General features: G+C 58.3%; 23 protein-coding genes and 1 tRNA gene. 15 read left to right on the top strand and 9 right to left on the bottom strand.

Annotated elements, in window-relative coordinates:
• Positions 1–194: 194 nt before the first annotated feature.
• Genes BN77_RS13450 through BN77_RS13430 form a run of 5 tightly spaced genes read right to left on the bottom strand, consistent with a single transcriptional unit; the run spans position 195 to position 5,663 of the window.
• Entirely contained in the window at positions 195–1,418 is a 1,224-nt protein-coding gene (locus BN77_RS13450) for a molybdopterin molybdotransferase MoeA (RefSeq protein WP_007532686.1), read from the bottom strand.
• The gene (gene moaC, locus BN77_RS13445; protein ID WP_007532684.1) at positions 1,415–1,915 is read right to left on the bottom strand and encodes a cyclic pyranopterin monophosphate synthase MoaC; all 501 of its coding nucleotides are present in this window, start codon (positions 1,913–1,915) and stop codon (positions 1,415–1,417) included. The genes BN77_RS13450 and moaC overlap by 4 nt, the downstream gene beginning before the upstream one ends.
• A 1-nt stretch (position 1,916) precedes the next feature.
• Positions 1,917–2,729: an indole-3-glycerol phosphate synthase TrpC gene (gene trpC / locus BN77_RS13440; protein ID WP_007532683.1), complete on the bottom strand. Its 813-nt coding sequence runs from the start codon at positions 2,727–2,729 to the stop codon at positions 1,917–1,919.
• A 9-nt stretch (positions 2,730–2,738) separates the two neighbouring features.
• Entirely contained in the window at positions 2,739–3,755 is a 1,017-nt protein-coding gene (gene trpD, locus BN77_RS13435; protein ID WP_007532682.1) for an anthranilate phosphoribosyltransferase, read from the bottom strand.
• 15 nt (positions 3,756–3,770) lie between these two features.
• Positions 3,771–5,663 carry a peptidylprolyl isomerase gene (locus BN77_RS13430; protein WP_007532681.1) on the bottom strand — a complete coding sequence of 631 codons (1,893 nt, stop codon included), beginning with the start codon at positions 5,661–5,663 and terminating at the stop codon, positions 3,771–3,773.
• 216 nt (positions 5,664–5,879) lie between these two features.
• Here BN77_RS13430 and BN77_RS13425 point away from each other — a divergent pair, with 216 nt between their 5' ends.
• Entirely contained in the window at positions 5,880–6,161 is a 282-nt protein-coding gene (locus BN77_RS13425) for a hypothetical protein (protein WP_007532680.1), read from the top strand.
• A gap of 63 nt (positions 6,162–6,224) precedes the next feature.
• Here the strand turns inward: BN77_RS13425 and BN77_RS13420 are convergent, their stop codons facing one another.
• Positions 6,225–6,476 carry a GlsB/YeaQ/YmgE family stress response membrane protein gene (locus BN77_RS13420; protein ID WP_007532679.1) on the bottom strand — a complete coding sequence of 84 codons (252 nt, stop codon included), beginning with the start codon at positions 6,474–6,476 and terminating at the stop codon, positions 6,225–6,227.
• A 754-nt stretch (positions 6,477–7,230) separates the two neighbouring features.
• Here BN77_RS13420 and BN77_RS13415 point away from each other — a divergent pair.
• On the top strand, positions 7,231–7,437 hold the full coding sequence (locus BN77_RS13415) for a hypothetical protein (protein ID WP_007532678.1): 207 nt from the start codon (positions 7,231–7,233) through the stop codon (positions 7,435–7,437).
• 416 nt (positions 7,438–7,853) lie between these two features.
• Here BN77_RS13415 and BN77_RS13410 read toward each other — a convergent pair whose 3' ends face one another.
• Positions 7,854–8,603: an SDR family oxidoreductase gene (locus tag BN77_RS13410; RefSeq protein ID WP_007532677.1), complete on the bottom strand. Its 750-nt coding sequence runs from the start codon at positions 8,601–8,603 to the stop codon at positions 7,854–7,856.
• 96 nt (positions 8,604–8,699) lie between these two features.
• Between BN77_RS13410 and BN77_RS13405 the strand changes: the two genes are divergently transcribed.
• Positions 8,700–9,605, top strand: a complete 906-nt coding sequence (locus BN77_RS13405) for an AraC family transcriptional regulator (protein ID WP_007532676.1) — start codon at positions 8,700–8,702, stop codon at positions 9,603–9,605.
• A gap of 305 nt (positions 9,606–9,910) precedes the next feature.
• Here BN77_RS13405 and BN77_RS13400 read toward each other — a convergent pair.
• Positions 9,911–9,986, bottom strand: a tRNA-Lys gene (locus BN77_RS13400).
• A gap of 477 nt (positions 9,987–10,463) precedes the next feature.
• Between BN77_RS13400 and BN77_RS13395 the strand changes: the two genes are divergently transcribed.
• From BN77_RS13395 to BN77_RS13375, 5 genes are all read left to right on the top strand, one after another.
• On the top strand, positions 10,464–10,649 hold the full coding sequence (locus BN77_RS13395; protein ID WP_007532673.1) for a hypothetical protein: 186 nt from the start codon (positions 10,464–10,466) through the stop codon (positions 10,647–10,649).
• A 330-nt stretch (positions 10,650–10,979) separates the two neighbouring features.
• Entirely contained in the window at positions 10,980–12,275 is a 1,296-nt protein-coding gene (locus tag BN77_RS13390; protein WP_007532671.1) for an efflux RND transporter periplasmic adaptor subunit, read from the top strand.
• Between the two features lie 12 nt (positions 12,276–12,287).
• Positions 12,288–13,004, top strand: a complete 717-nt coding sequence (locus BN77_RS13385) for an ABC transporter ATP-binding protein (RefSeq protein WP_040677161.1) — start codon at positions 12,288–12,290, stop codon at positions 13,002–13,004.
• Entirely contained in the window at positions 12,994–14,202 is a 1,209-nt protein-coding gene (locus BN77_RS13380; RefSeq protein ID WP_040677159.1) for an ABC transporter permease, read from the top strand. The genes BN77_RS13385 and BN77_RS13380 overlap by 11 nt, the downstream gene beginning before the upstream one ends.
• Before the next feature lie 327 nt (positions 14,203–14,529).
• A complete protein-coding gene (locus BN77_RS13375) occupies positions 14,530–15,099 on the top strand; it encodes a GntR family transcriptional regulator (protein WP_244426214.1) in 570 nt (189 codons plus the stop codon).
• A gap of 45 nt (positions 15,100–15,144) precedes the next feature.
• Here the strand turns inward: BN77_RS13375 and BN77_RS13370 are convergent, their stop codons facing one another.
• On the bottom strand, positions 15,145–15,957 hold the full coding sequence (locus BN77_RS13370) for a ferredoxin--NADP reductase (RefSeq protein WP_007532668.1): 813 nt from the start codon (positions 15,955–15,957) through the stop codon (positions 15,145–15,147).
• A 245-nt stretch (positions 15,958–16,202) separates the two neighbouring features.
• Here BN77_RS13370 and pcsA point away from each other — a divergent pair, with 245 nt between their 5' ends.
• The 7 genes from pcsA (at position 16,203) to ytfQ (ending at position 23,764) form a co-directional block, all read left to right on the top strand.
• On the top strand, positions 16,203–16,931 hold the full coding sequence (gene pcsA, locus BN77_RS13365) for a phosphatidylcholine synthase (protein ID WP_007532666.1): 729 nt from the start codon (positions 16,203–16,205) through the stop codon (positions 16,929–16,931).
• A 9-nt stretch (positions 16,932–16,940) separates the two neighbouring features.
• Entirely contained in the window at positions 16,941–17,924 is a 984-nt protein-coding gene (locus BN77_RS13360) for a quinone oxidoreductase family protein (protein WP_007532665.1), read from the top strand.
• Positions 17,925–17,963: 39 nt separating this feature from the next.
• Entirely contained in the window at positions 17,964–19,538 is a 1,575-nt protein-coding gene (locus BN77_RS13355) for an ABC transporter ATP-binding protein (protein WP_007532664.1), read from the top strand.
• Positions 19,528–20,613 (top strand): ABC transporter permease, encoded by a 1,086-nt coding sequence (locus BN77_RS13350; RefSeq protein WP_007532663.1) that lies wholly within the window; start codon positions 19,528–19,530, stop codon positions 20,611–20,613. Before BN77_RS13355 ends, BN77_RS13350 begins: the two co-directional genes overlap by 11 nt.
• Positions 20,610–21,530 (top strand): ABC transporter permease, encoded by a 921-nt coding sequence (locus tag BN77_RS13345; RefSeq protein ID WP_007532662.1) that lies wholly within the window; start codon positions 20,610–20,612, stop codon positions 21,528–21,530. Before BN77_RS13350 ends, BN77_RS13345 begins: the two co-directional genes overlap by 4 nt.
• Positions 21,531–21,580: 50 nt before the next feature.
• On the top strand, positions 21,581–22,654 hold the full coding sequence (locus BN77_RS13340) for a BMP family ABC transporter substrate-binding protein (RefSeq protein WP_007532660.1): 1,074 nt from the start codon (positions 21,581–21,583) through the stop codon (positions 22,652–22,654).
• Between the two features lie 147 nt (positions 22,655–22,801).
• Positions 22,802–23,764 (top strand): galactofuranose ABC transporter, galactofuranose-binding protein YtfQ, encoded by a 963-nt coding sequence (ytfQ, locus tag BN77_RS13335; protein WP_007532658.1) that lies wholly within the window; start codon positions 22,802–22,804, stop codon positions 23,762–23,764.

Genomic DNA, 23,764 nt, shown 5'->3' with positions numbered 1-23,764 from the left:
AAACCAGGCGAGTGGATCAGGCCCCGCAGGCCGACCGACATCCTCGTCAGATGTCACACAGAATGAGAACGCACCCTCCATGAATGTCGGCGTCATGCCGGGAGCAAGGCACCTATGTCCCGCCTCCGTCGTGATCTCAATCCAGCTTCTGTTCTCAGGAAAATACTCAGTAGCGCAAATGAGGCTCAACGGCGTCAGTCGAGAAGATCGGGCCTTAGCAACATCACCGGGCAGGGACTACCCGCACGGAGTTCCGGTGCATAAGGCGGTCGAACGATCAAGCAGTCTGCCTCGGCGAATATCTTCATCATCGACGAATCCTGCTTGACGAAGGGCTTTGCCGCCAACACGCCAGATGACGATCGCGACAGTGTGGCGCGGACATAGTCCTGCCGCTGGTCGTTCGCACGAAGGGTCGCAGCCGCCTCGACAGTCGCATTGCGTCTGACCGGCGGAAACGAGGCCAGCTTGCGGATCAACGGCTCCAGGAACAATAGCCCGCAGACCAGGCTCGATACGGGGTTTCCGGGCAAGCCAAGGACATGCACTTCGCCGAGGCTACCCACCATCAAGGGTTTGCCCGGCCGCATCGCAATGCGCCAGAAATCGAGCTTCATACCCGACCCCAGGAGCGTCGCCTGTACCAGATCGTGGTCGCCGACCGAAGCCCCGCCGAGCGTCACAATAACATCGACCTCGGCCTGCATTGCGCGCCCAATCGCCGCCGAAATCGCCGCCTTGTCGTCGGGCACGATCCCGAGATCGAAAACCTCGGCTCCAGCCTTGCGCGCAAGGGCAGCGATCCCGAAGGTGCTCGATGCAATGATCTGCGCGGGACCTGGCAAGCTTCCGGGCGGCAACAATTCGTCGCCGGTCGCAAGCAACGCGACCACCGGCTTGCGCCAGACCTCAAGGGTGCCGTGGTTCATTCCAGCCGCCACGGTTAGGCGGGAAAAGTCCAATGCGGTCCCCGCCTTAAGCACCACTTCGCCTTCAACAAAGTCCTGCCCGCGCGGTCGGATGTGCTGGCCAAGGCGAACTGGAAATGTGGTGCAGATGCCGCCTTCGATCTTCTCTGTATCCTCCTGCAGCAACACGCTATCGGCGCCCGACGGAACCGGGGCACCGGTGAAGATCCGAACAGTCTCACCCTTGCCGATGACACCCTCAAACCCATGGCCTGCGGAGGAAGTGCCGATCAGCCGCAGCTTGGCGCCAGGTTCCGGGGCGTCGTCGCGGCGCAGCGCATACCCGTCCATCGCCGACGCGTCGAAAGGCGGTTGGGTCAATTTCGCTTTAACGTCAGCTGCCAGTACACGGCCCTCGGCCTCCGGCAAAGCAACAGTTTCGATCGTCCGAACCGGTTTTGCACGCGAAAGAAGGCGATCCTGCGCCTCGGCAACGGGCAGCATGCTCATTTGCCGTGCTCCGGATGACGAAAGGCTCCAGACTTGCCGCCCGATTTTTCGAGCAGCCGGATGCCCCCGATTTCCATAGCCTTATCGGCAGCCTTGGCCATGTCGTATATCGTCAGGCAGGTAACGGAAACGGCTGTCAAGGCTTCCATTTCCACGCCGGTCTTGCCCGTTAGCTTCGCCGTTGCAGTAACACGCAAGCCGGGCAGGTTGGCATCCTCCCTGATATCGACCGAAACGTTCGTCAGCATCAAGGGATGGCAAAGCGGGATGAGATTGCTCGTCTGCTTGGCCGCCATGATCCCCGCAAGGCGGGCCGTGCCGATCACGTCACCCTTTTTCGCGTTGCCGGCCCGAATGAGATCTAGCGTTTCCGCCGCCATCCGCACATGGCCTTCGGCTGTCGCAACCCTTGTGGTCTCCACCTTGTCGCCGACATCGACCATGTGCGCCTCTCCGGAGGCGTCAATGTGAGTGAGACCAGGTTGGCCGCCGCTCATATCACTCGGCCGCCTGAGCGGCTTCGGCAAAGAGCAGTGCGCGCGTGGCCGCTGTAACGTCTTCCTTGCGCATCAGGCTCTCGCCAACCAGGAAGGTGTTGATGCCGACTGCCTGCAGGCGCCTGCAATCCGCATTCGTGAAAATGCCGCTTTCGCCCACCAGCAGACGATCCCCAGGAACCATCGGCGCGAGCTTCTCGCTAACCTCGAGGCCGACTTCGAACGTCCGCAGATTGCGATTATTGATGCCCACGAGCGGGGAGGTGAGTTTCAGCGCACGCTCCATCTCCTCGGCATCGTGGACTTCCGCCAGCACATCCATGCCTAGTCCAAAAGCTTCATCCTCCAGGCGCTTGGCATCATCATCCGACAGCGAGGCCATGATCAGCAGAATGCAATCGGCGCCCCAGGCGCGCGCTTCCTGCACCTGGTAGGTCTCGAACATGAAATCCTTACGCAGTGCCGGCAGCGAACACGCCGCGCGCGCTGCCATCAGAAATTCCGGCGCGCCTTGGAAGCTTGGTGTGTCAGTTAGTACCGATAGACATGCCGCGCCTCCAAGTTCATATGCCCTTGCCAGCGAAGGCGGATCGAAGTCGGGTCTGATCAGTCCTTTGGAGGGACTGGCCTTCTTGATCTCGGCGATCAAGCCGTACTGGCCTGCCTCGCGTTTCGCAAGGAGCGACCGGTAAAAGCCGCGGGGCGCCGATTGATCCGCCTGCATCGCCTTTAGATCGGCCAGCGAAACCTTCGTCTTTGCGGCAGCGATCTCTTCCCGCTTGTAGAGTTCGATCTTCTTCAGGATATCGGTCATGGATCTATCCTAGTCGATGTCATTCGACACGGCGACGAGTTTATCAAGGGCTGCCGCCGTCGCACCGCTGTCCAGGGACTGCATTGCAAGCCGCATGCCATCCTCGAGCATCTCAGCTTTGCCTGAGATCACCAACGATGCTGCCGCATTGGCAAGGGCGATATCACGGTAAGCGTTCCTTGCACCGCTCAACACGTCGCGCAGGGCCGCCGCATTCACCACACCATCGCCGCCCTTGATGGCCTCTAATCGGCAAGGCTCAAGGCCGAAATCTGCGGGAGACAGTTCGAAGGTTCGGATCTTACCGCCCTCAAGTGCCGCGACGCTCGTCTTTCCTGTTGTGGTGATCTCGTCGAGGCCGTTGCCATGGACGACCCACACGCTTTCCGAGCCGAGATCGCGCATCACCTCGGCAATTGGAACGACCCACTGCGGCGCGTAGACGCCAAGCAACTGGCGGCGGACACCTGCTGGATTGGAGAGGGGGCCAAGCAGATTGAAGATGGTACGCGTACCGAGCTCGACGCGCGTAGGCCCAACGTGACGCATGGCGGAATGATGTTGCTGGGCGAACATGAAACCCACACCAGCCTCGCGAATACAGCGCGAGATCACCTCAGGGGTGACATCCAGCTTGACGCCGAGAGCGGCGAGGCTGTCGGCTGCACCCGATTTCGAGCTCAGGGCTCGATTGCCATGCTTTGCCACAGGTACGCCAGCGCCGGCGACGATAAGGGCGGCTAGCGTAGAGATATTGTAGGTCCCGCTCGCGTCGCCACCAGTTCCGACGATGTCGATGGCATCAGCCGGCGCGTCGACGGTCAGCATCTTGGAGCGCATCGTAGTAACAGCGCCGACAATCTCGTCGACTGTTTCCCCGCGGACGCGCAAAGCCATCAGGAAGCCGCCGATCTGCGAAGGGGTCGCCTGACCGGACATCAGAATGTCGAAGGCCTCGCGGGCCTCCTCACGTGTCAGCGGCTCGCGGCTCGCAGCCTTCGCCAAAAGCGGCTTCAGATCGGTCATGCGCTTGTGTTCCCCTTAGCGGACTGCCGCCTGATCGGCGAGAGACTGATTGATCGATGCGCCGTACTGCGTTTGCAGCAGGTTGACCATCTGATCGAGAATGTCGTCGCCAGCGGCGTTTGCCGCTGCCGTGATCTGCTGATCCTGGTTGTTGAGCACGTCACCCGTCGGTTCCGTGTTCACCTCCGTGACCTTGAGAAGGATCTGCGTCGTCGGGTCGCCGCCAACGGCATTGGCAACCGTGTTGATCGGGCCGGAGAATGCGGCGTTGACGCCTGCTCGGCCAAGAACAGCGTCCTCCGTGCCTCGGGTGATACCACTCTTGCTTTCGACCGTCATGCCAAGCGGTGCGGCGATATCGGCAAGCGACGTACCCTTCTGGGCCTGCTCTCTCAGTTCCTCGGCCTTCTTGGCAAGTTCGAGCTTCTGCTGTTCGGCGGTCCAGTCGGCGACGACCTTATCGTGCACTTCGCTCAGCGGCCGATCACGCTCCGGAATTACCTCCCGGACGTCAAACCAGAGATAGCCGTCGGTTCCGATCGACAGGGAAGGGGCGTCCGCGCCGGCGTCGGTTCTGAAGGCCGCGCCAAGAACCTGCTGCTTTGCCGGAATATCCTTGACCTCGTTACCATCCTTGTCGAGACCAGTGGCGTCAACGGCATCGACTACGACTGCCTTAAGCTTAAGCTGCTCAGCAATCTGCTCCAGCGTCGAGCCGGAGGCGCGCAGATCCTCAATCTGATCGTGTACGTTGATAAGTTCTTGCGAAGCGTTGGAAACGGCCAACTGCTTGCGGATCTCTTCCTTGACCTCGTCAAGGCTCTTCACACTCTCGGGCTTGATGTTGCTGACGCGGACAATGACCGGGCCGAACGTACCGTCGACGACAGGCGTCGTTCCACCGTTCCTGGATACTGCGAAGGCAGCATCGGCAATAGCCTGGTCCGGAACCTTGTCCTTGGCAAAATCGCCCAGGAATACGTCAGTTGCCGTCTTGCCCTGATCGGCCACCAGCTGGTCGAACGTCGTGCCGGTCTTCAGAGCCGCGACCGCGGCATTGGCAAGGTCCTTGTTCTGGAAAGTCAGCTGCTCGATCGTGCGGGTCTCGGGCGTGCGGAAGCTGTCCTTGCGCTTTTCGAAATCCTCGCGGATCTGATCATCCGTGACAGAGGCGGCATCGGCGATATCCTCAGGCTGAAGCTTGAGGAATGCGATCTTGCGGTATTCCGGTGCACGGTAGCGCGTCTTGGCGCCTTCGAACCACTTGGTGAGCACATCCTCAGCAGGCGCCTTGATCGGCTCGATATTGGCATTGGTCAGCAGTAGGTAGTCGATGCCGCGGCTTTCCAGGCGGTGGAGCTTGAGCGCGTCGACGAGGGTCTTCGGCGCGGTGAAACCGTTCGAGACGGCATCGACGATCTGGCTGCGCACGGCAACCTTGCTGCGCTCCTTAATGTAGTCATCCTCGCGGATGCCGGCATTGCGGAGCCGCGACGTAAAGAGCGTGCGGTCGAACTGGCCGTTGACCGCCTTGAAGGCCGGATCGTCACCAATCAACTGCGCAAGCCGATCCTGCGACAGGCCGAGATTCATGTCGTCTGCCAGCTGATCGAGTGACGCGCCGGCGACGAGCTGTGCCAGCACCTGCTGCTCAACGCCAAAGGCACGGGCCTGGTCGGGCGTCAGGCGCATACCGAACTGCTGACTGAGATTTGCCACCTGCCGCTGATAAGCCAGACGAAATTCGTTGACGCCGACGTGCTGGTCTCCAACGCTGACGACCGTCGTGCTGCTGCCACCTGATATCAGCGACCGTGACACGCCCCATATGCCGAAAGAGGCAACCAGAAGCAGCATGAGGAGCTTGGCAACCCAAGTGTGAGCAGCTCTTCTCAGAAGATCGAACATCGAAACGCAAACCTCGCATTATATTCGCCCGTTCGCGGGCAAAGCATTCGACGTTCCTTAGAACAAAGCCGGCAGGAAATGAAGGGTTATCGCGCGAAAACATCTGCGCTATATCTGCTATCATGCGTGAGCGCCTACGCCGCAAAAGATGCCGGATATCGGAACCTTTCTCAGGATAAATTCGTTGAACAGCATCCGGAAAAAGAGGAGCAGACCATGGCCGATATGAAAACCGCCTCCGCCCAGTCCGCAACCACGCGCGTGAAGGCGGAGATTGCGGCAGACGATCTTTCCGCACAAGTCGTCGCATTGCGTGAAGACCTCGCACGCTTATCGGAAAGTGTGGTGGCACTTGGCCAAAGTGCCAAAACCGCCGTCGCCGACGAAGCCTCGGTGATGACGGAGCGTTTGCGCGAAAGGATAAGAGAGGAGCCTATCTTCGCGGTCGCCGTGACCGCCGGTGTTGCTTATCTTTTCGGACTGATGAGCCGTCGATAACATCGACCGGCAGTGACCGGGCGAGGGCCGGGCGCGTTCGCACCCGGCTTTGATTTTTGTTGCCTAGCGGCGGATGACCCGCCCGACAGCAATGAGCAGGCAAGCGCCGACAAAACCTGCAACCAGATATCCCAGCCAGCCGGCAAGCACGATTCCCAATCCCGAGAGTATGGCATTGGCGACGATCGCGCCCACAACTCCCAAGATAATGTTCATCAACAGCCCCATATTGCTGTGCATGAACTTTTCCGCGAGCCACCCGGCGATACCGCCGATAATGATTGCGGCCACCCAACCTACGCCTGCGTCTTCCATATGATCTTCCCTCCAGAGAAACTACGAAGTCAGCGCTCAGGGCAGAATTGGGCCATTTATGAGAGTCAAGCGGTACTCCGTACGAGAGTTCGTGACTTCGCTGAATACAGGCTCGCGACGCAAATGTTAGTGCCTGTACGCAGGCTCAATTCCCCGCGAAAAGATAGGCGATCCGTTTGCTTTCGCAACACAAATGTATTCGACTGAACATAAAGGCGGCGGCAAAGAATTCTTCAGGTTTCGTCCGTCCGACGATGCCGAATGACGACAACAATCAGTGGAGTCAAGATAATACAACCAGCAGACGTTTTTAGAAAATCACTCGACGCTTTGTCGAGTACGCTGATCCAGCGTAACGCCCTCCCAGTGCGCATTTTCGACACATAGATCTTTCAGCGATATAGGCGGCCAGTCTGCCGCATGAGGCCGGCGGCGAAGGTTACCTTCTTTGACCGCCGCAACGATGCATACCAATTTCCATACTGTCCATCATATCAGCCGGGTACGATCAATACCAATTGCAGTCAACTTTGCTCCGGCATAAGCACGTGGACATCGCAGGTAACTCACAAGAACGGCGGCGCTCGGATGACGGTTCAAAGGTTGATTATGCCGTAAATCGTTTTGCCGACGTCGCATGTGTAATCGAAAAAGCTCATTCTCAACGAAATCGCGCCTTTCTTTAAGCATTTGCTTGCTCAACCTGCAATCTATGTCATGGTAGCTTCCTTCACATGAGAGAGGGGTTCTAGCCATGATTGATCTACAGACCGTTAGCAATGACACTACTCACGATCAACGTCTGCTCGACTGCCGTGCTGATGTTGAGCCCGCACTCCATCAGATCATCCGTGATGCGCAGCAAAAGGGGTGGGCGCCGGCGGAAGTGGCAATGGCAATAGCGGATGCGGCAGACGACTACATTCTGCTTTTGGCCAGCCGGAAGGCGACGTCACATTGATAATGTGTCGTATCGGTAACGGGGACAACACGAAACAACCTGCGGACAGGTGACAAGACGAAAGCCAGCATCTGCCCGCACCGGGCGATCCTATCTGCAGGGGTCGCGGGCGAATGCGATGAATTTGAATACGTACGGGGGAGAATCTCAACGCTTTCTCGCACTCCTGCGACGGAATACTCATTACTCTTCGTGATCATTCCAGAGTGCGCTGCAACTCGCGATCAGAGGATATGGCTCGTGTCGTTAATCAGACAGCCGAGCTGAGAGGTTGCATAACGCACCCGCCGCTTCCAACATCTACTAAGCCTTTGATTTCGTGGCGAGACCGTCGGGGTCTGACAGTGCCAGAACTTTTGCTTCGATGAGCCGAATACAGGACCACGTGCGCAGTCCTGTATGCTCTTGGGACGAAACTACGTAGCCAATGCCAGTGCATCCGCGCCGGCAGGGATGCGCATCGGCGCTGACGGATCGGTCGCGGCACGCCAGACGGCTTCGACCACATCCGCTGGTCGCGTCACGTCGGCATCCTGCTGCTGCCCGCGTGCAGCGAAAAGAGCCGCGACATACGAAGAATAAGCTTCTGGAATATCGCCCTGACCTTGCACGCGGGAGCGTGCAGTAGCGCTGAAGCTGGTTTCGGGAGAGCGGCCCGGAAGCACGATCCTGACCCGGACGTTGAAGGGTTCAAGTTCCAACGCAACGGATTCGGTGAAGGCGTTAATCGCTGCCTTGCTCGCGGTGTATACGCAAAGCAGCGGGAGAGGTTTCATCGTCGTGCTGGACGAGACATTGACGATGACACCCGATTTTCGCTCCCTGAACTGCGGCAACGCTGCCCGCATTATGGCCATTGCGCCGAACGTATTGGTTTCAAAAATATCACGCACGGTCTCGATCGGTGTTCCTTCCAAGGGGTTCATCCATCCAATGCCCGCGTTGTTCACCAGCACGTCGATCGGACCAGCGTCGCGAAGCGCCTGGCGGATGCTGTCGGGATCCTTCACGTCGAGTGCAAGAACCTTGAGGTTTTCCGAACGCGGCAAGATGTCCTCACGTGGTGTGCGCATGGTCGCCACCACTCTCCAGCCCTTATCGAGGAAGAACTTGGCGATTTCCAATCCAAATCCCGACGAGCAACCCGTTATGAAGACAGTCTTCATGGCTTTCTTCCTTTGCTGAAATTGCAGGAATACTCTACCGCGCATCCCAGAACTGTATATAATGGATCGTCCGCAATGCATTATCAGGAGTATCAATTGGGTGATCCTTTGTCCGAGATGGTAGAACTCTTGCAGCCGAGCGCACCGCGCTCGAAGGTTGTCAGCGGCGCTGGTTATTGGCGCGTGGCCCGCGAGGAGAACGGCCAACCCTTTTACTGCGTGATATTGGACGGCGGCTCGCTCCTGACGGTAGAAGGCCACCCACCCGTGACCCTGCGTGAAGCCGACTTTGTTCTCGTTCCCGCGCTCTTCAGATTCACAATGTCGAGCCTGGAGGAGGCGGCGAAGGCAGGGGGCGATCCCCTGACCGTCACGATGCTGCCGGGCGAGACCAGACACGGAAATCCCGACGGTCCGACGAACGCCCGCCTCCTCGTCGGCCATTTCGAGTTCGCCTCACCGGACGCAGCACTGCTGGTCCGCCTCCTGCCACAACTTCTTCATATCCGCGACGACAAAAGACTTGCGGCCCTCGTTCGTCTGGTTACGGACGAGGCTTGCGCGGAGCGACCGGCGCGCGACATGATCCTTGCGCGGCTGCTGGAGGTGCTTCTCGTGGAGGCGCTACGTTCAACCGCTGGCGAGACGGCACCAGCCGGCATCCTCCGCGGTCTTGGCGATCCGCGTCTCGCCGCCGCTATCCGTCTGTTGCACGAGCAGCCGACAAAGGACTGGACGGTTGAACAGATGGCACAGGAGGCGGCGCTGTCGCGCTCCGTTTTCTTTAACCGGTTTCGTCGCATCGTGGGCGTCACCCCGATGGAGTATCTGATCTCCTGGCGCATGGCCTTGGCGAAAAAACTACTGAGACATAGGGACGTCGGACTACAGGAAATTGCCGAGCGCATCGGATATGGATCAGCGAGTGCCTTCAGCACAGCCTTCACTCGCTTCGTCGGCGTGCCGCCGTCGAGATATGCCGAGCAGGCGATCTCGCGCTGATCGCGGAAGCCACCAAAAGGCAGCTTTGGGCGGATAGCTGCCATCCATGGAACCTTCCGGGCCCGCGTACCGGCTCATCTTACGATGGGCAAGCCCGCCGCCTTCAGGAAAACCTCGGCGGATGGTTCGCGGCATTGGTTGGTTGTCGTCCGGGATAGGGTCGCGAGCGAAACATGGGACACGGTGAGGACAACGGGCGGCGTGCCCACAAACTCGCGTGTGCCCGCGTTTGTGCCCGTGAACGCGATTCCTCACCTCTGGCGCTCCCGGCCAGTTATGCAATTCATTGTTTTTCTTAATTAATTTGGTGAGAGCGTCGGGGTTCGAACCCGAGACCTACTGATTAAAAGTCAGTTGCTCTACCGGCTGAGCTACGCTCTCCCAATTGCCGGGCAGCACGCCCGTCTGGAAGTGCGCGGAACATATGCAGGTGCCCCATTGCGGTCAACCAAAAAATCATCTGTTTCCTTCGCATTAGGCACATTTCTTGCGCCTCGGGCTCAAAACCCAGCTCGCCGAGGCGCATGGGTCTAGTCGACGGGCTCGTGAACATTGACGGTCACAAAAGAAAAGCGCCCGAAGGCGCTTTGTAAAAGTTGGGGGAAACGAGATCATGAACCGGGCGAAAGCTAGTTTGCCGTTTGGTTGGCCGCCCGGGGAAAGCGGAAAAATCCGGGCATCCCTTCGCGCCGCCGCGTCCGCTTGGCGCGGCTCACAATCTCGCCTTATAAATGCATGAGGTGTCAGAAGGTTCCCAAAAAAAATTTAATCGAATCAAACCCTTCCGGAGACTGCTCAACGTCTTCACAAAGTCACGCGATGCTCTAGCTAGACCTTATGCAACCAAGGAGAATACGAATGACCAGCGTGACTGCACCGGCGACCCGAAAAGTGTTGCGAGGGCGACCTTATAGTCTCGGTGAGTTTGCCAGGAAATATCGCCTGGAGGAGAGCGAAGCAAAGCGGCTCTATGAAAAGTTCGGGCCATCTGCCACGGAGCTTGATCTGCTGATGGCCGCCAAGCGTCGTCTGCCGGCTCACTGATGATTCTATTGCGCGCATGCGGGAGGAAACCGACTCGACTGCGCGCCACATGAGTTGGGGGCGACCATTTAACCGCGGACGGTCCAACCGTCACGCGCCGCGCGAGAGATACAATTCGGCGGCGGGCGATCTCTTGCGAAGGTCGGTACTGGCGGCACTGCGAAGCAGATGCTGCTGCAGATCCTGAGGAAAACTAAACTATCATTACCAAGATTTCATTTCGTTCCACGACCATTTCGTGCCAATCCGGGCCGATGCTAATCTGCCGTTCAGTTTCGAGATGGTCATCTTGCTGAAGGCTGCGTTGGCAACACGTTGATCGGGGCCGGAATGAACGACGTCCAGAATATGCACGAAACCAAGCCGATGAAGGCGGGCGCCGATCTGGCGACCGTTCTTGCTGCCTCACGCAAACAGTCCAAGGGTCGCTGGCGTGGTCGACTGTTGGGACTGCTTCTACTGGTCCTGGCAGCCGCTGGACTGGCCTACTTCTATTCGCGGCAAGAGAGCAACCAATACAGCTACGCTACTCAGCCCATCAAACGCGGCGATCTGACTGTGCTGGTTACAGCAACGGGATCCGTTCAGCCGACCGAGCAAGTGGATATATCAAGCGAGTTGTCCGGAACGGTTCGCGACGTCAACGTCGACTACAACAGCGAAGTCAAGGCGGGTGAAGTCCTAGCCGCTCTCGATACGAACAAGCTTGAAGCCGACGTCAAGAGTTCGCGTGCAAAACTTGATTCGGCCAAAGCAAACGTCGTGAAGGCGACAGCCGATCTCGAGTCGGCACAGAGCTCGTTCCAGCGCTCTCGCAACCTGGTTCAAAGCAATGTGTCCACGCAACAGAGCCTCGAGGATGCGCGATATAAATTCGATTCGGCCGTGGCTGCAAAGGACATCAACGTTGCCGCGGTGCTCTCTGCTGAGGCCGACCTCCGGCTCGCCGAAGTTAACCTCGCTAAGGCAAAGATCGTCTCGCCGATCAACGGCGTAGTTCTCACTCGTTCCGTCGACCCCGGTGCGACGGTCGCGGCGTCGCTCTCAGCACCCGTCCTATTCGTCATCGCCGGTGATCTGAGGAAGATGGAGCTTCAGGTCGATGTCGACGAGGCTGATGTAGGCCAGATCGCGGTCGGCCAGAAGGCAACGTTCACAGTCGATGCCTATCCCAATCGGACGTTTCCGGCCGAGATCAAGCAGATCCGATTCGCTTCCGAGACGACCAACAATGTAGTGACCTACAAGGCGATCCTGTCGGTCGATAACGCTGATTTGTTGCTGCGTCCGGGCATGACGGCCACTGCTGACGTTACCGTCGAGGCAGTCAAGAATACCCTGATGCTTCCAAATTCGGCGCTTCGCTATGCTCCCCCGACGGCAGGCCCTCCGCGCAGTCGCGGCATCTTCGGCTTGTTGAGACCACCTCGTATGGGGCCACGGAGTGGTAACCAGGGTGAGACCCTGACTGGATCCAAACGGCGCGTTTGGGTACTGAAAGCAGGCAAACCTGTGGCCGCGATCATCCAGGTAGGGTCCTCCGACGGGCAATTCACGCAGATCGTTTCCGGCGAGCTGAAAGAAAACGACGCCGTGATCACCGACGCCACCTCGCAGGCGAAGTAGGCGAGGTTCACCATGACGAGCCCACCACTAATCGAATTCAAGCAGGTCTCTAAGATCTACGGTCAAGGGGAGGCGGCAATTCGCGCACTCGACCGAGTTGATATGTCGATCCGCGAACATGAATTCGTCGCCATCATGGGCCCCTCCGGTTCCGGCAAGTCGACCGCCATGAACATTCTTGGCTGTCTCGACGTGCCAAGCGGCGGCGATTACATATTCCAGGGCGTATCAACACAGGGCTTCGACCGCAGCCAACTGACGCTGCTGCGCCGTCATATGCTAGGTTTCGTATTCCAGGGATTCAACCTGCTGCCGCGCACCTCGGCTTTGGAAAATGTGGAGCTGCCGCTGATTTATCGTGGCATGCATGCGAGTGAGCGCCACCGGAAAGCTAAGGAGGCACTCGGGCTTGTGGGTCTTTCCGGGCGCGAGCATCACAAGACGCAGGAATTGTCTGGTGGCCAGCAGCAACGCGTCGCCATTGCCCGGGCGATTGTAACCGAACCCTCGCTACTCCTGGCGGACGAACCTACCGGTAATCTCGATACCAAGACCAGCATTGAGATCATGGATTTGATGACGCGTTTGAACCGTGAACAGGGCATTACGATCGTCATGGTCACGCACGAGCCGGACATTGCCGCCTACGCCCAGCGCCTGCTGCGCTTCATCGATGGCAAGCTCGAAACCGAAGTCGAGCACCGCGGGAGAGCGGACCATGTTCTTTGAGACGTTGAAACTCGCGTTGCGAGCGATCAACCGGAATATGCTCCGTTCCTTTCTTACCGTGCTCGGCGTCGTCATTGGCGTCGCGGCTGTCATCGCCTTGGTTACGATTGGCAACGGTACGACCGCCCAGGTCTCTGCCGAGCTTTCACGGCTCGGCACCAACATCCTGTTTGCGCGTCCGGGTCAGTTCGGTCCGGGTCGCGCGAGTTCGGAGGCTCGCCGTTTCACAATCAAGGACGTCGATGCCATTCGTGATCAGGTCAGCGGCCTGCGTGCTGCGGCGCCGCTCAATCAGACGACCGCGACGGTCATCTACGGTGGGCAAAGTCACTCGACGACCGTGATGGGGACGACGAACGATTACTTCATCGCACAGGACTGGGAAATGGCGACCGGCCGCACCTTCGATGCGGCAGAGGAACGCGGACGTCCGCGATGCATCCTGGGCGAGACTGTGCGCTCGCAACTGTTCGGCGCGGCAGATCCCACGGGGCAGCAGATTCGCGTCGGAAAGGTTTCATGCAGCATCATCGGCGTCCTTGCCAAGCGCGGCCAGTCCGGTATGGGCAACGACCAGGACGATGTCGTCGTTATGCCCGTCAAGGTATATCAACGCCGGATTGGCGGCAAAGCGAACGCCAATGTCCAGATGATCGTGATCTCGGCCCGAGACGGCATCTCGACGTCGAAGGTTCAGGACGAAACCGAAAACCTGCTGCGTGAGCGCCGAAGAATCATCCCGGGCCGCGAGGACGACTTCAACGTCAATGACATGACCCAGATCGCTGACGCTATGACGGGCACGACGACGCTGTTGACAAGCTTGCTTGGAGCTGTCGCCGCAATCAGCCTGCTCGTCGGCGGCATCGGAATCATGAACATCATGCTGGTGTCCGTGACTGAGCGTACCCGCGAGATCGGCATACGTCTGGCAATCGGCGCACTCGAAAAGCAGGTGCTGCTACAGTTCCTTGTCGAGGCCGTCGCGCTCTCGGTATTCGGCGGCATCGCCGGGATCCTGCTTGGAGTCGGCCTTGGCTATGGAGCAGTAACACTGCTCAAAGTGCCTTTTGTGGTCAGCCCCACCATGATCGCCGTTGCGTTCATGTTTTCTGCGGCGATCGGAATGGTATTCGGGTACTTCCCGGCCAGGCGTGCAGCACAACTCAATCCGATCGAAGCCCTGAGACATGAATAACCTTCCATGATACCATCTTTTCGATCTACTTCCGGGCCCACATCCAATCGACGGGCATCGTAAGGCAGGGTGGTCGCTATTGCGTTCTTGTCCGACCGGTCCCTCACAGGCAATTCATCCATGTGCCGTTCTGAAAGGCGGGCACGCCCGCGTGGGACGAGCATCGCCCTCAAATGATCCTCGCAGCGTCCAGCTTGCCGTTGGGTGGGGCGCTGATATATCATAGCCTTTTTTACCGTCGCCTTCGCGAGACAAGCATTTTTAAAGTCGGATACGCAAATGCAGAACTCACTGAGCCACCTTGCCTATCTCACGTAGGAACATGCAATCGTGACGCTGACGTTGCAGCCTGGCGCGTTGGTCACCGAGAAGCACCTGATAGACTTGGCCGGCCATGGGCGCACACCTGTGCGCGAAGCAATTCAGAAGTTGGCGTGGCAAGGTTTGATTGTGGTGAAGCCGCGAGTTGGGTTGCAGGTGGCGGAGATTAAGCCAACGGACCATGAGAACGTGATGCAGGTTCGCCGAGAACTCGAGCCGATCGCGGCTGCACTGGCCGCCAACTCTGCCACCTCAGAGCAGCGTAGAGAGTTGGACGAATGCGCACAGGCGATGGAAATGTGCATGATGACAGGCGACCTGGGGGCCTTCTTCGCTGCGGATAAGACCTTTGACGAAATTCTTGAAGAGGCCTGCCCGAACGCATTCATTACGTCGGCGCTTGGACCGGTTCAGACACATTCGCGTCGCCTTTGGTCCGCGTCCACGAGTCCCGGACGGATGGATCAATCCATCTCTCTGCATGTCGCGGTAATGCGAGCCATCCAGCAGGGCAGGTCGAAGGACGCGGGCCAAGCGATGAGTGCACTGATTAAGTATCTCAGTGGCCACAAATGAAGTCGGCCCGCGTGATGGGTCGTTAAACGTTGTCTTTTCGCTGATTTAGCCTACGAATGCCCGTTCGATCACGAACTCGGCGGGCTTGCTGTTTGCGCCTTCGTTGAGGCCAGCCTTTTCCAGCAGGTCCTTGGTATCCTTCAGCATCGCGGAAGAACCGCAGATCATCCCACGATCGATTGCCGGGTCGAGCGGCGGGACGCCGAGGTCGGTAAAGAGCTTGCCAGACGAAATCAGATCGGTGATGCGGCCCTGGTAGTCGAAGTCCTCGCGGGTGACAGTCGCATAATGACGCAGCTTGTCGCCAACGACTTCCTGCAAGAGTTCGTCGTTCTTGATCTCTTCGACCAGATCGAAGCCGTACTTCAGCTCGGCTACGTCGCGGGTTGTATGGGTGAGGATGACCTGCTCGTACTTCTCGTAGGTTTCCGGATCGCGGATCAGGCTCGCAAAGGGTGCGATGCCAGTGCCCGTCGAGAACATGTAAAGGCGACGGCCGGGCGTCAGCGCGTCAAGCACCAGAGTGCCCGTGGGTTTCTTGCGCATCAGAACCTGGTCGCCTGGCTTGATGGCCTGCAGATGCGAGGTCAGCGGGCCGTCCGGAACCTTGATCGAGAAGAACTCAAGCTCTTCTGCCCAGGCGGGGCTTGCGATCGAATAGGCACGAAAGATCGGCTTGCCATCGATCATCAGTCCGATCATGGCGAACTCGCCGGACCGGAACCGGAAACCCTGCGGACGCGTCATGGTAAACCGGAACAGGCGATCCGTGTAATGGGTCACGCTAAGCACGGTTTCGGCATAGACTCCGGCCGGAATTGGGGAGGCGAAGTCTTCGGTCTTTGCAGGGGCGTTCATTTCCGTATCGGATCCCGTATTCGTCGCACAATGTTTCGATGCCAGCGAGATATTACAAATAGGGTTGCGATTAAAGGTATTCCATTCTTTCTCAGGCGACTTGCACGAAATATGCGTGTCGCGGTCAGGATACCGAGGCCTTGCAAGGCCTCGTCGCTTTTGCGCTGGCGAAGCGAAGCAAAGGATGCATATTAAGCAAAAGCCGCGTCTGCCGGGCGCGGACGCCATAGGCTGCTCGGGGAAACATGAAGATTTTCAATTACAAGCGCGTACCTTACGCGGAAATACGCGCATTCTCCGTCCATATTCTGACGGCATCTGGGTCCTTTCTAGCCTTTCTCGGCGTCGTCGCTGCAGCCGAGCACCGTTTCATCGACATGTTCTGGTGGCTCGGACTCGCGCTTCTCGTTGATGGCATCGATGGACCAATTGCCCGCAAGGTCAGCGTCAAGGAAGTGCTGCCAAACTGGTCCGGCGATACGCTCGACAATATCATCGATTATGTGACCTATGTCCTGCTGCCAGCTTTTGCTCTCTATCAGAGCGGCATGATCGGCGAGCCATGGTCGTTCGTGGCGGCAGGCATGATTGTCGTATCGAGCGCAATCTACTATGCCGATACGGGCATGAAGACTGAGGAGTACTTCTTCTCAGGCTTTCCTGTGGTCTGGAACATGATCGTCTTCACATTGTTCGTCATCGATGCCAGCGCGATCACGGCTCTTGCCGTCGTCCTTGTCTCCGTCATCCTCACCTTCTTGCCCATCAATTTTCTGCATCCAGTCCGCGTACAGCGCCTGCGGCCGCTCAATCTCTTCGTCTTTTTCTTGTGGTCGGCGCTCGGAATGTATGCGCTGTTGCTGCATTTCGTCATCCCGCAATGGGCGCTTGTCCTCTTTATGCTCAGCGGTATCTATCTCTACTGCATCGGCGCCGTGCTGCAGTTCTTCCCGACGCTTGGACGACGCGATTAGGAGAAGGCAATGGCAAGAACGCGTGCGGTTTCATTCAGCAAGATCGGCGGACCTGAAGTTCTCGAATACATCGATATCGAGCTGCCGCCTCCCGGCATAGGAGAGGTTCAGATCAAGCACGCGGCCATCGGCTTGAACTTCATCGACATCTACTTCCGAACTGGTATCTATAAAGCGCCGCATCTGCCTTTTGTGACTGGCAAGGAAGCGGCTGGTACGGTTACTGCAGTCGGCCCCGGGGTGGAGGAGTTTAAGGTCGGCGATCGCGTCGCCTATGCCGGTTCGGATGGCGCCTACAGCGTCGAACGAAACATCGAAACGAAGCATCTCGTGAAAGTTCCGGAGGAGATACCCCTGGAAACGGCCGCATCGATGATGCTGAAGGGAATGACTGCGGAGTATCTTCTCAACCGGACCTACAAGGTCGGCCCGGGGAAAATGATCCTGTTTCATGCCGCAGCCGGCGGTGTCGGTCTCATTGCCGGGCAATGGGCAAAGGCGCTCGGCGCAACCGTGATCGGCACCGCGGGCTCAGACAGCAAAGTGCGCTTGGCTCTCGAGCACGGATATGACCATGTCATTAATTACAATACCGAGAACTTCGCAGAACGTGTACGTGAGATCACTGGCGGCGCTGGCGTTCACGTGGTCTATGACTCGATCGGCCGCGACACCTTTCCACAGTCGCTCGACTGCCTGGGACGGTTCGGCATGTTCGTGTCATTTGGTCAGTCTTCGGGGCCGATCGAGAACTTCACACTTGCCATGCTCGCGCAGAGGGGATCGCTCTTTGCGACGCGGCCCACACTTTTCACCTACGTCGCCACACGCGAAGAGCTAACCAATTGTGCAAACGCGTTATTTGATGTTGTTTTGAGCAATAAAGTGCGTATCAATATCAACCAAACATATCCATTGAGTGAGGTCGGGCGGGCCCACATGGATCTGGAGTCCAGAAAAACTACCGGAACTACGCTGCTGATCCCAGAATGACCCGAATGGGCAGTGTCGGCAGAGGGAAATGAGGGGAACGTGTCGTTATCTGATGTGCCGGGTTTCGGTGCGTTATTGTCGGTCCAGCAACTGACGAAGCTCTTCGGCAGCTTTGCTGCCTGCAACCATATCGACCTCGATATCGCCCCTGGCGAAATCCATGCTCTCCTTGGTGAAAACGGTGCCGGAAAGTCGACGCTCGTCAAGATGCTATTCGGCGTGCTCGAACCGACCGAGGGCAATATTTTATGGGAAGGCCGGCCGGTCGAAATTGGTTCACCAGGCGACGCCCGCAAGCTCGGCATCGGCATGGTCTTCCAGCATTTCTCGCTTTTCGAGGCGCTGACCGTCGCAGAAAACATCGCGCTTTCGCTTGATGACACCATCCCAATCGGCAGAATTGCGCAAGAGGCAAGGGCGCTCTCGCGCCTCTATGGTCTCCCCCTCGACCCGCATGCCCATGTTGCCGATCTTTCCGTCGGCGAACGTCAACGTATCGAGATCGTACGCGCACTGCTGCAAAACCCGAAGCTCATCATTCTTGACGAGCCGACTTCGGTGCTGACGCCCCAGGAGGCAGACAAGCTTTTTGAAACGCTCTTCAAGTTGAAGGCGGAGGGCAAGTCGGTCCTCTACATCAGCCATCGGCTTGAGGAAGTTCAGCGCATCTGCGATCGCGCGACCGTTTTGCGCAATGGCAGGGTGACAGGTGCCTGCGATCCACGCCAGGAGACGCCGGCTTCTCTCGCCAGGATGATGGTCGGCAGCGATGTTGCGACTGTTACGCATCCCGACCGTGGCAATAAGGGCGAGGTGCAACTTTCCGTCGCCAATCTTTCCGTTGCCGCACGCACGCCCTTCGCTATGCCCTTGAAGGACGTGTCCATGACTGTCCGTTCCGGCGAGATTCTGGCGATCGCAGGTGTTGCCGGCAACGGTCAGGGCGAACTCTTTGATGCGCTCTCAGGAGAGTATCCGGTCAGTTCACCGGATGCGATCACGATCCGCAAGAAGGCGGTAGGCAGCCAGGGCATCACGGCGCGGCGTCTGCTTGGGGCCGGTTTCGTGCCGGAAGAGCGCCATGGCCACGCCGCCGTCTCGACGATGAAGCTTTCCGACAATCTCGTCCTGGCGCGCAGCCAATCCGACCGCAGGGCCTTTCTCGGCGGCGGTTTTCTCAAGGTCATTCGCCGCGGTGCCGTACGGACCGCGACCAAACGGATCGCCGAGGCAATGGACGTGCGCAAGAGCGGCGAGGACCCTGCAGCAGGCTCGCTTTCCGGCGGAAACCTGCAGAAGTTCATCGTTGGCCGCGAACTCGACCGGCAGCCGGCGGTTCTCGTCGTCAATCAACCGACCTGGGGCGTCGATGCAGGGGCAGCTAGCCGCATTCGCCAGGCGCTTGTGGATCTGGCACGGAACGGCTCGGCGGTCGTCGTCATCAGCCAGGACCTTGATGAAATATTCGAGGTCGCAACGGAGATTGCCGTGATTTCCGAGGGGCGGCTTTCGCAACCCTTCCCGGCAGGAGAACTGTCTCGGGAAAAGATCGGCCTCTTGATGGGCGGGCTGCACGAGAGCAAGACCACCTCGGAGGCGGCCGATGCGCATTGAACTCGAAAAGCGGCCGCAGTCATCCAAACTCTACGGCTTCGTGTCGCCGCTGTTGGCATTGCTGCTGACCTTGATTGCCGGCGCGATCATGTTTGCCATTCTCGGAAAGAACCCGGTCGAAGCCCTCGACGCCTTTTTCCTCGAACCCTTGCTTGAAGTTTGGTCGCTGCACGAACTTGCCGTCAAGGCGGCACCTCTGATCATGATCGGCGTCGGACTGGCGGTCTGTTATCGCTCCAACAACTGGAATATCGGCGCCGAAGGACAATTTACGATCGGCGCGATCACCGGTTCTATTCTGCCGATCGTATTCACGGAGTGGCATTCCCCTGCCGTGCTGCCCTTGATGCTCGTCATGGGCGCGATAGGCGGCGCTGTGTTTGCTGCAATTCCGGCGCTGTTGAAGGCGCATTTCAATACCAACGAGATCTTAACGAGCTTGATGCTCGTCTACATCGCACAGCTTTTCCTTGATTGGCTGATCCGCGGCGCCTGGCGCAATCCCCAAGGCTTCAACTTTCCCGAAAGCGTACCGTTTCCACCGGAGGCCACACTGCCGGCGATCTGGGAAGAATCCGGCCGCGCCCATTGGGCCTTCGTTTTTGCGATCGTCGCTGCGTTGCTCGTCTGGTTCATGCTGAAGTATACGCTAAGAGGCTTCGAGATCGTCGTTCTCGGCCAATCCGAGCGGGCAGGGCGGTTCGCCGGCTTTTCGTCGAAAAAAATGATCTGGTTCAGCTTCCTGTTTTCGGGAGCGCTTGCCGGACTTGCCGGTATCTCCGAGGTGTCCGGATCGATTGGGCATCTGCAGCCTGCGATTTCGCCAGGCTACGGCTTCACAGCGATCATCGTCGCATTTCTCGGGCGTCTCAATCCCCTCGGCATCATTGCGTCAGGCCTGGTGCTCGCTTTGACTTATCTTGGAGGCGAAGCGGCTCAGCTATCGCTTGGTGTATCCGACAAGGTCACCCGCGTCTTCCAGGGCCTGATACTCTTCTTTGTGCTCTCGTGTGACACCCTGATTTATTACAAGATCCGCGTCGTCTGGACGCGGGTCCGAGGAGGCGTTGCGTGAGCATCTTCGAAGCGATTCTGCTGACCGTCATTACAGCGTCCACGCCGCTGGTTATTGCCGCCTTGGGTGAACTCGTCGTCGAGCGGTCCGGTGTTCTCAACCTCGGGGTCGAGGGTATGATGATCATGGGCGCCGTCGCGGCCTTCGCAAGTGCGCAGATGTCGGGTTCCCCTTACATCGGGCTATTGGGGGGAATTGTCGCGGGTGCGCTATTCTCGCTGCTGTTCGGTTTTCTTACCCTCACCCTGGTCGCAAACCAGGTGGCGACCGGACTGGCATTGACGATCCTCGGACTTGGTGTTTCGGGAATGCTTGGGGAAGGCTATGTGAGCGTGCCGGGCGTACGTCTGGAGCCAATCGTCGTTCCTTACCTCGCCGATATTCCCCTGGTCGGATCTGTTCTGTTCAGGCAGGACCTGACATTCTATCTATCACTTGCACTGCTGTTCGGCGTCAGCTGGTTCCTGTTCCGCAGCCGCGTCGGTCTTAAGCTGCGCGCCATCGGCGACAGTCACGGCTCGGCCCATGCCCTTGGCATCGGTGTCATCCGCACGCGCTACCTTGCCGTCATGTTCGGCGGCGCCTGCGCGGGGCTCGCGGGGGCGCAGCTTTCCCTCGTCTATACGCCGCAATGGGTGGAGAACATGTCCTCCGGTCGCGGCTGGATCACGCTTGCGCTCGTGGTCTTCGCATCCTGGCGGCCGTGGCGGGTTTTTGCTGGTGGCTATCTGTTCGGCGCTGTAACGATCCTGCAGCTTCACGCGCAGGCGTTCGGGGTTGGAATTCCGGCCCAGTATTTGTCGATGCTCCCATATGCTGCCACTATTGTGGTTCTTGTCATCATTTCTCATAATCGGCGCACGACGTTGATCAACACGCCCGCGTCGCTGGGAAAGCCATTCGTGCCGGAGCGCTAAACAAAAGAATGAAACGCGCTTCCGGAAATTCCAAACCAACAGGGGTTATCATGAAAAAACTCGCACTTGCATTTGCAGCATCAGCTGCTGCGGTCCTGAGCGTCGGTTCGACCGCGCAGGCTGCTGACAAGACCAAGGTCTGCTTCGTCTACGTTGGATCGCACACGGACGGTGGCTACTCGCAGGCTCATGATCTCGGCCGCCAGCAGATCCAGAAGGAATTCGGGGACAAGATCGATACGCCTTATCTCGAAAACGTGCCGGAAGGCCCCGACGCAGAGCGTGCGATCGAGCGCCTCGCGCGTTCCGGCTGCAAGCTGATCTTCACAACGTCCTTCGGCTTCATGGATGCCACGGTAAAGGTCGCCGCCAAGTTCCCGAACGTGAAGTTTGAACACGGCACTGGCTACAAGTCCGGCCCGAACCTCGCGACCTATAACTCGCGCTTCTACGAAGGCCGTTACATCCTCGGCCAGATCGCGGCGAAGACCTCGAAGAACCACGGGGCCGCCTACATCGCGTCCTTCCCGATCCCGGAAGTGGTGATGGGCATCAACGCCTTCGAACAGGGTGCACGCTCCATCGATCCCGATTTCAAGCTGAAGGTGATCTGGGTGAACACCTGGTTCGATCCAGGCAAGGAAGCCGATGCCGCCAAGGCCATGGTCGACCAAGGCGTTGACGTCCTGACGCAACACACGGATACCACCGCACCGATGCAGGTTGCTGAAGCACGTGGCATTCACGCGTTCGGCCAGGCCTCCGACATGATCGCAGCCGGTCCGAAGGCTCAGCTGACGGCAATCGTCGACACCTGGGGCAACTATTACTCGAAGCGCGTTCACGCTCTTCTCGATGGCACATGGAAATCCGAGCAGAGCTGGGACGGCCTGAAGGATGGTATCCTCAAGATGGCCGACTACACCAACATGCCTGATGATGTGAAAAAAATGGCTCAGGAAACCGAAGCCAAGATCAAGTCCGGCGAATTGCATCCCTTCACCGGCCCGATCAATAAGCAGGATGGCACGCCTTGGCTGAAGGCTGGGGAGAAGGCTGACGATGCAACGCTGCTCGGCATGAACTTCTATGTTGAGGGCGTCGACGACAAGCTGCCGAAGTGATTTCGACGCGCTGTTAGCACATGCGGAAAAGGCGCTCGTTTTGAGCGCCTTTTTTGTTGCGCCGCATATCAGAAAGTGCATTTACAAAAGTAATACTATATGATTTTTTCCTCCTGTGCCGCATGGACGCGGTTTTGGGAGGAAATTATGAAATTGAAGACTGCACTCTTGAGTGCCACGATTTTGGCTGCCTGCATGTTCGGCTCCGCATCGGCTAAAGAGCTGGTCGTTGGTTTTTCGCAGATCGGTTCCGAATCGGGCTGGCGGGCTGCCGAGACCACCGTCACGAAGGAGCAGGCCAAGAAGCGTGGCGTGGACCTGAAGTTTGCTGACGCGCAGCAGAAACAGGAAAACCAGATCAAGGCGATCCGCTCCTTCATCGCCCAGGGTGTCAATGCCATCTTCCTAGCGCCCGTGGTCGAGACCGGTTGGGACGCCGTTCTGAAGGAAGCGAAAGAGGCAGAAATTCCAGTAATCCTGCTCGACCGGACAATCAAGGCGCCTGAAGACCTTTACCTGACGGCTGTCACCTCCGATCAGGTTCATGAAGGCAAGGTTGCCGGCGATTGGCTCGTAAAGACTGTTGGCGACAAGCCTTGCAAAATCGTCGAGCTTCAGGGCACGACCGGTTCTTCCCCTGCAATCGCCCGCAAAAAGGGCTTCGAGGAAGCCATTGCAGGAAAGGCAAACCTCAAGATCGTTCGCAGCCAGACCGGCGACTTTACCCGCACCAAGGGCAAAGAAGTCATGGAAAGCTTCCTGAAGGCTGAAAACGGTGGCAAGGACATCTGCGCCCTCTATGCTCACAACGACGACATGGCCGTCGGCGGCATTCAGGCGATCAAGGAAGCCGGCCTAAAGCCGGGTAAGGATATCCTCGTGGTCTCGATCGATGCCGTGCCTGACATCTTCAAGGCCATGGCTGCGGGAGAGGCAAACGCCACCGTCGAGCTGACGCCGAACATGGCAGGCCCCGCGTTCGACGTGCTCGATGCGTACCTGAAGGACAAGAAGGCTCCGCCGAAGTGGATCCAAACGGAATCGAAGCTCTACACGCCGGCTGATGATCCGATGAAAGTCTACGAATCGAAGAAGAACCTCGGCTACTGA

Source organism: Rhizobium mesoamericanum STM3625 (assembly GCF_000312665.1).
GTDB classification, from domain to species: domain Bacteria; phylum Pseudomonadota; class Alphaproteobacteria; order Rhizobiales; family Rhizobiaceae; genus Rhizobium; species Rhizobium mesoamericanum.
The sequence above is the reverse complement of the archived record's forward strand: the minus strand, read 5'-3'. Positions and strand labels throughout refer to the sequence as shown.

Coding starts and splice junctions, on each gene's coding strand:
- BN77_RS13450 (WP_007532686.1), bottom strand. CDS start 1,418: ATGAGCATGCTGCCCGTTGCCGAGGCGCAGGATCGCCTTCTTTCGCGT.
- moaC (WP_007532684.1), bottom strand. CDS start 1,915: ATGAGCGGCGGCCAACCTGGTCTCACTCACATTGACGCCTCCGGAGAG.
- trpC (WP_007532683.1), bottom strand. CDS start 2,729: ATGACCGATATCCTGAAGAAGATCGAACTCTACAAGCGGGAAGAGATC.
- trpD (WP_007532682.1), bottom strand. CDS start 3,755: ATGACCGATCTGAAGCCGCTTTTGGCGAAGGCTGCGAGCCGCGAGCCG.
- BN77_RS13430 (WP_007532681.1), bottom strand. CDS start 5,663: ATGTTCGATCTTCTGAGAAGAGCTGCTCACACTTGGGTTGCCAAGCTC.
- BN77_RS13425 (WP_007532680.1), top strand. CDS start 5,880: ATGGCCGATATGAAAACCGCCTCCGCCCAGTCCGCAACCACGCGCGTG.
- BN77_RS13420 (WP_007532679.1), bottom strand. CDS start 6,476: ATGGAAGACGCAGGCGTAGGTTGGGTGGCCGCAATCATTATCGGCGGT.
- BN77_RS13415 (WP_007532678.1), top strand. CDS start 7,231: ATGATTGATCTACAGACCGTTAGCAATGACACTACTCACGATCAACGT.
- BN77_RS13410 (WP_007532677.1), bottom strand. CDS start 8,603: ATGAAGACTGTCTTCATAACGGGTTGCTCGTCGGGATTTGGATTGGAA.
- BN77_RS13395 (WP_007532673.1), top strand. CDS start 10,464: ATGACCAGCGTGACTGCACCGGCGACCCGAAAAGTGTTGCGAGGGCGA.
- BN77_RS13390 (WP_007532671.1), top strand. CDS start 10,980: ATGAACGACGTCCAGAATATGCACGAAACCAAGCCGATGAAGGCGGGC.
- BN77_RS13385 (WP_040677161.1), top strand. CDS start 12,288: ATGACGAGCCCACCACTAATCGAATTCAAGCAGGTCTCTAAGATCTAC.
- BN77_RS13380 (WP_040677159.1), top strand. CDS start 12,994: ATGTTCTTTGAGACGTTGAAACTCGCGTTGCGAGCGATCAACCGGAAT.
- BN77_RS13370 (WP_007532668.1), bottom strand. CDS start 15,957: ATGAACGCCCCTGCAAAGACCGAAGACTTCGCCTCCCCAATTCCGGCC.
- pcsA (WP_007532666.1), top strand. CDS start 16,203: ATGAAGATTTTCAATTACAAGCGCGTACCTTACGCGGAAATACGCGCA.
- BN77_RS13360 (WP_007532665.1), top strand. CDS start 16,941: ATGGCAAGAACGCGTGCGGTTTCATTCAGCAAGATCGGCGGACCTGAA.
- BN77_RS13350 (WP_007532663.1), top strand. CDS start 19,528: ATGCGCATTGAACTCGAAAAGCGGCCGCAGTCATCCAAACTCTACGGC.
- BN77_RS13340 (WP_007532660.1), top strand. CDS start 21,581: ATGAAAAAACTCGCACTTGCATTTGCAGCATCAGCTGCTGCGGTCCTG.
- ytfQ (WP_007532658.1), top strand. CDS start 22,802: ATGAAATTGAAGACTGCACTCTTGAGTGCCACGATTTTGGCTGCCTGC.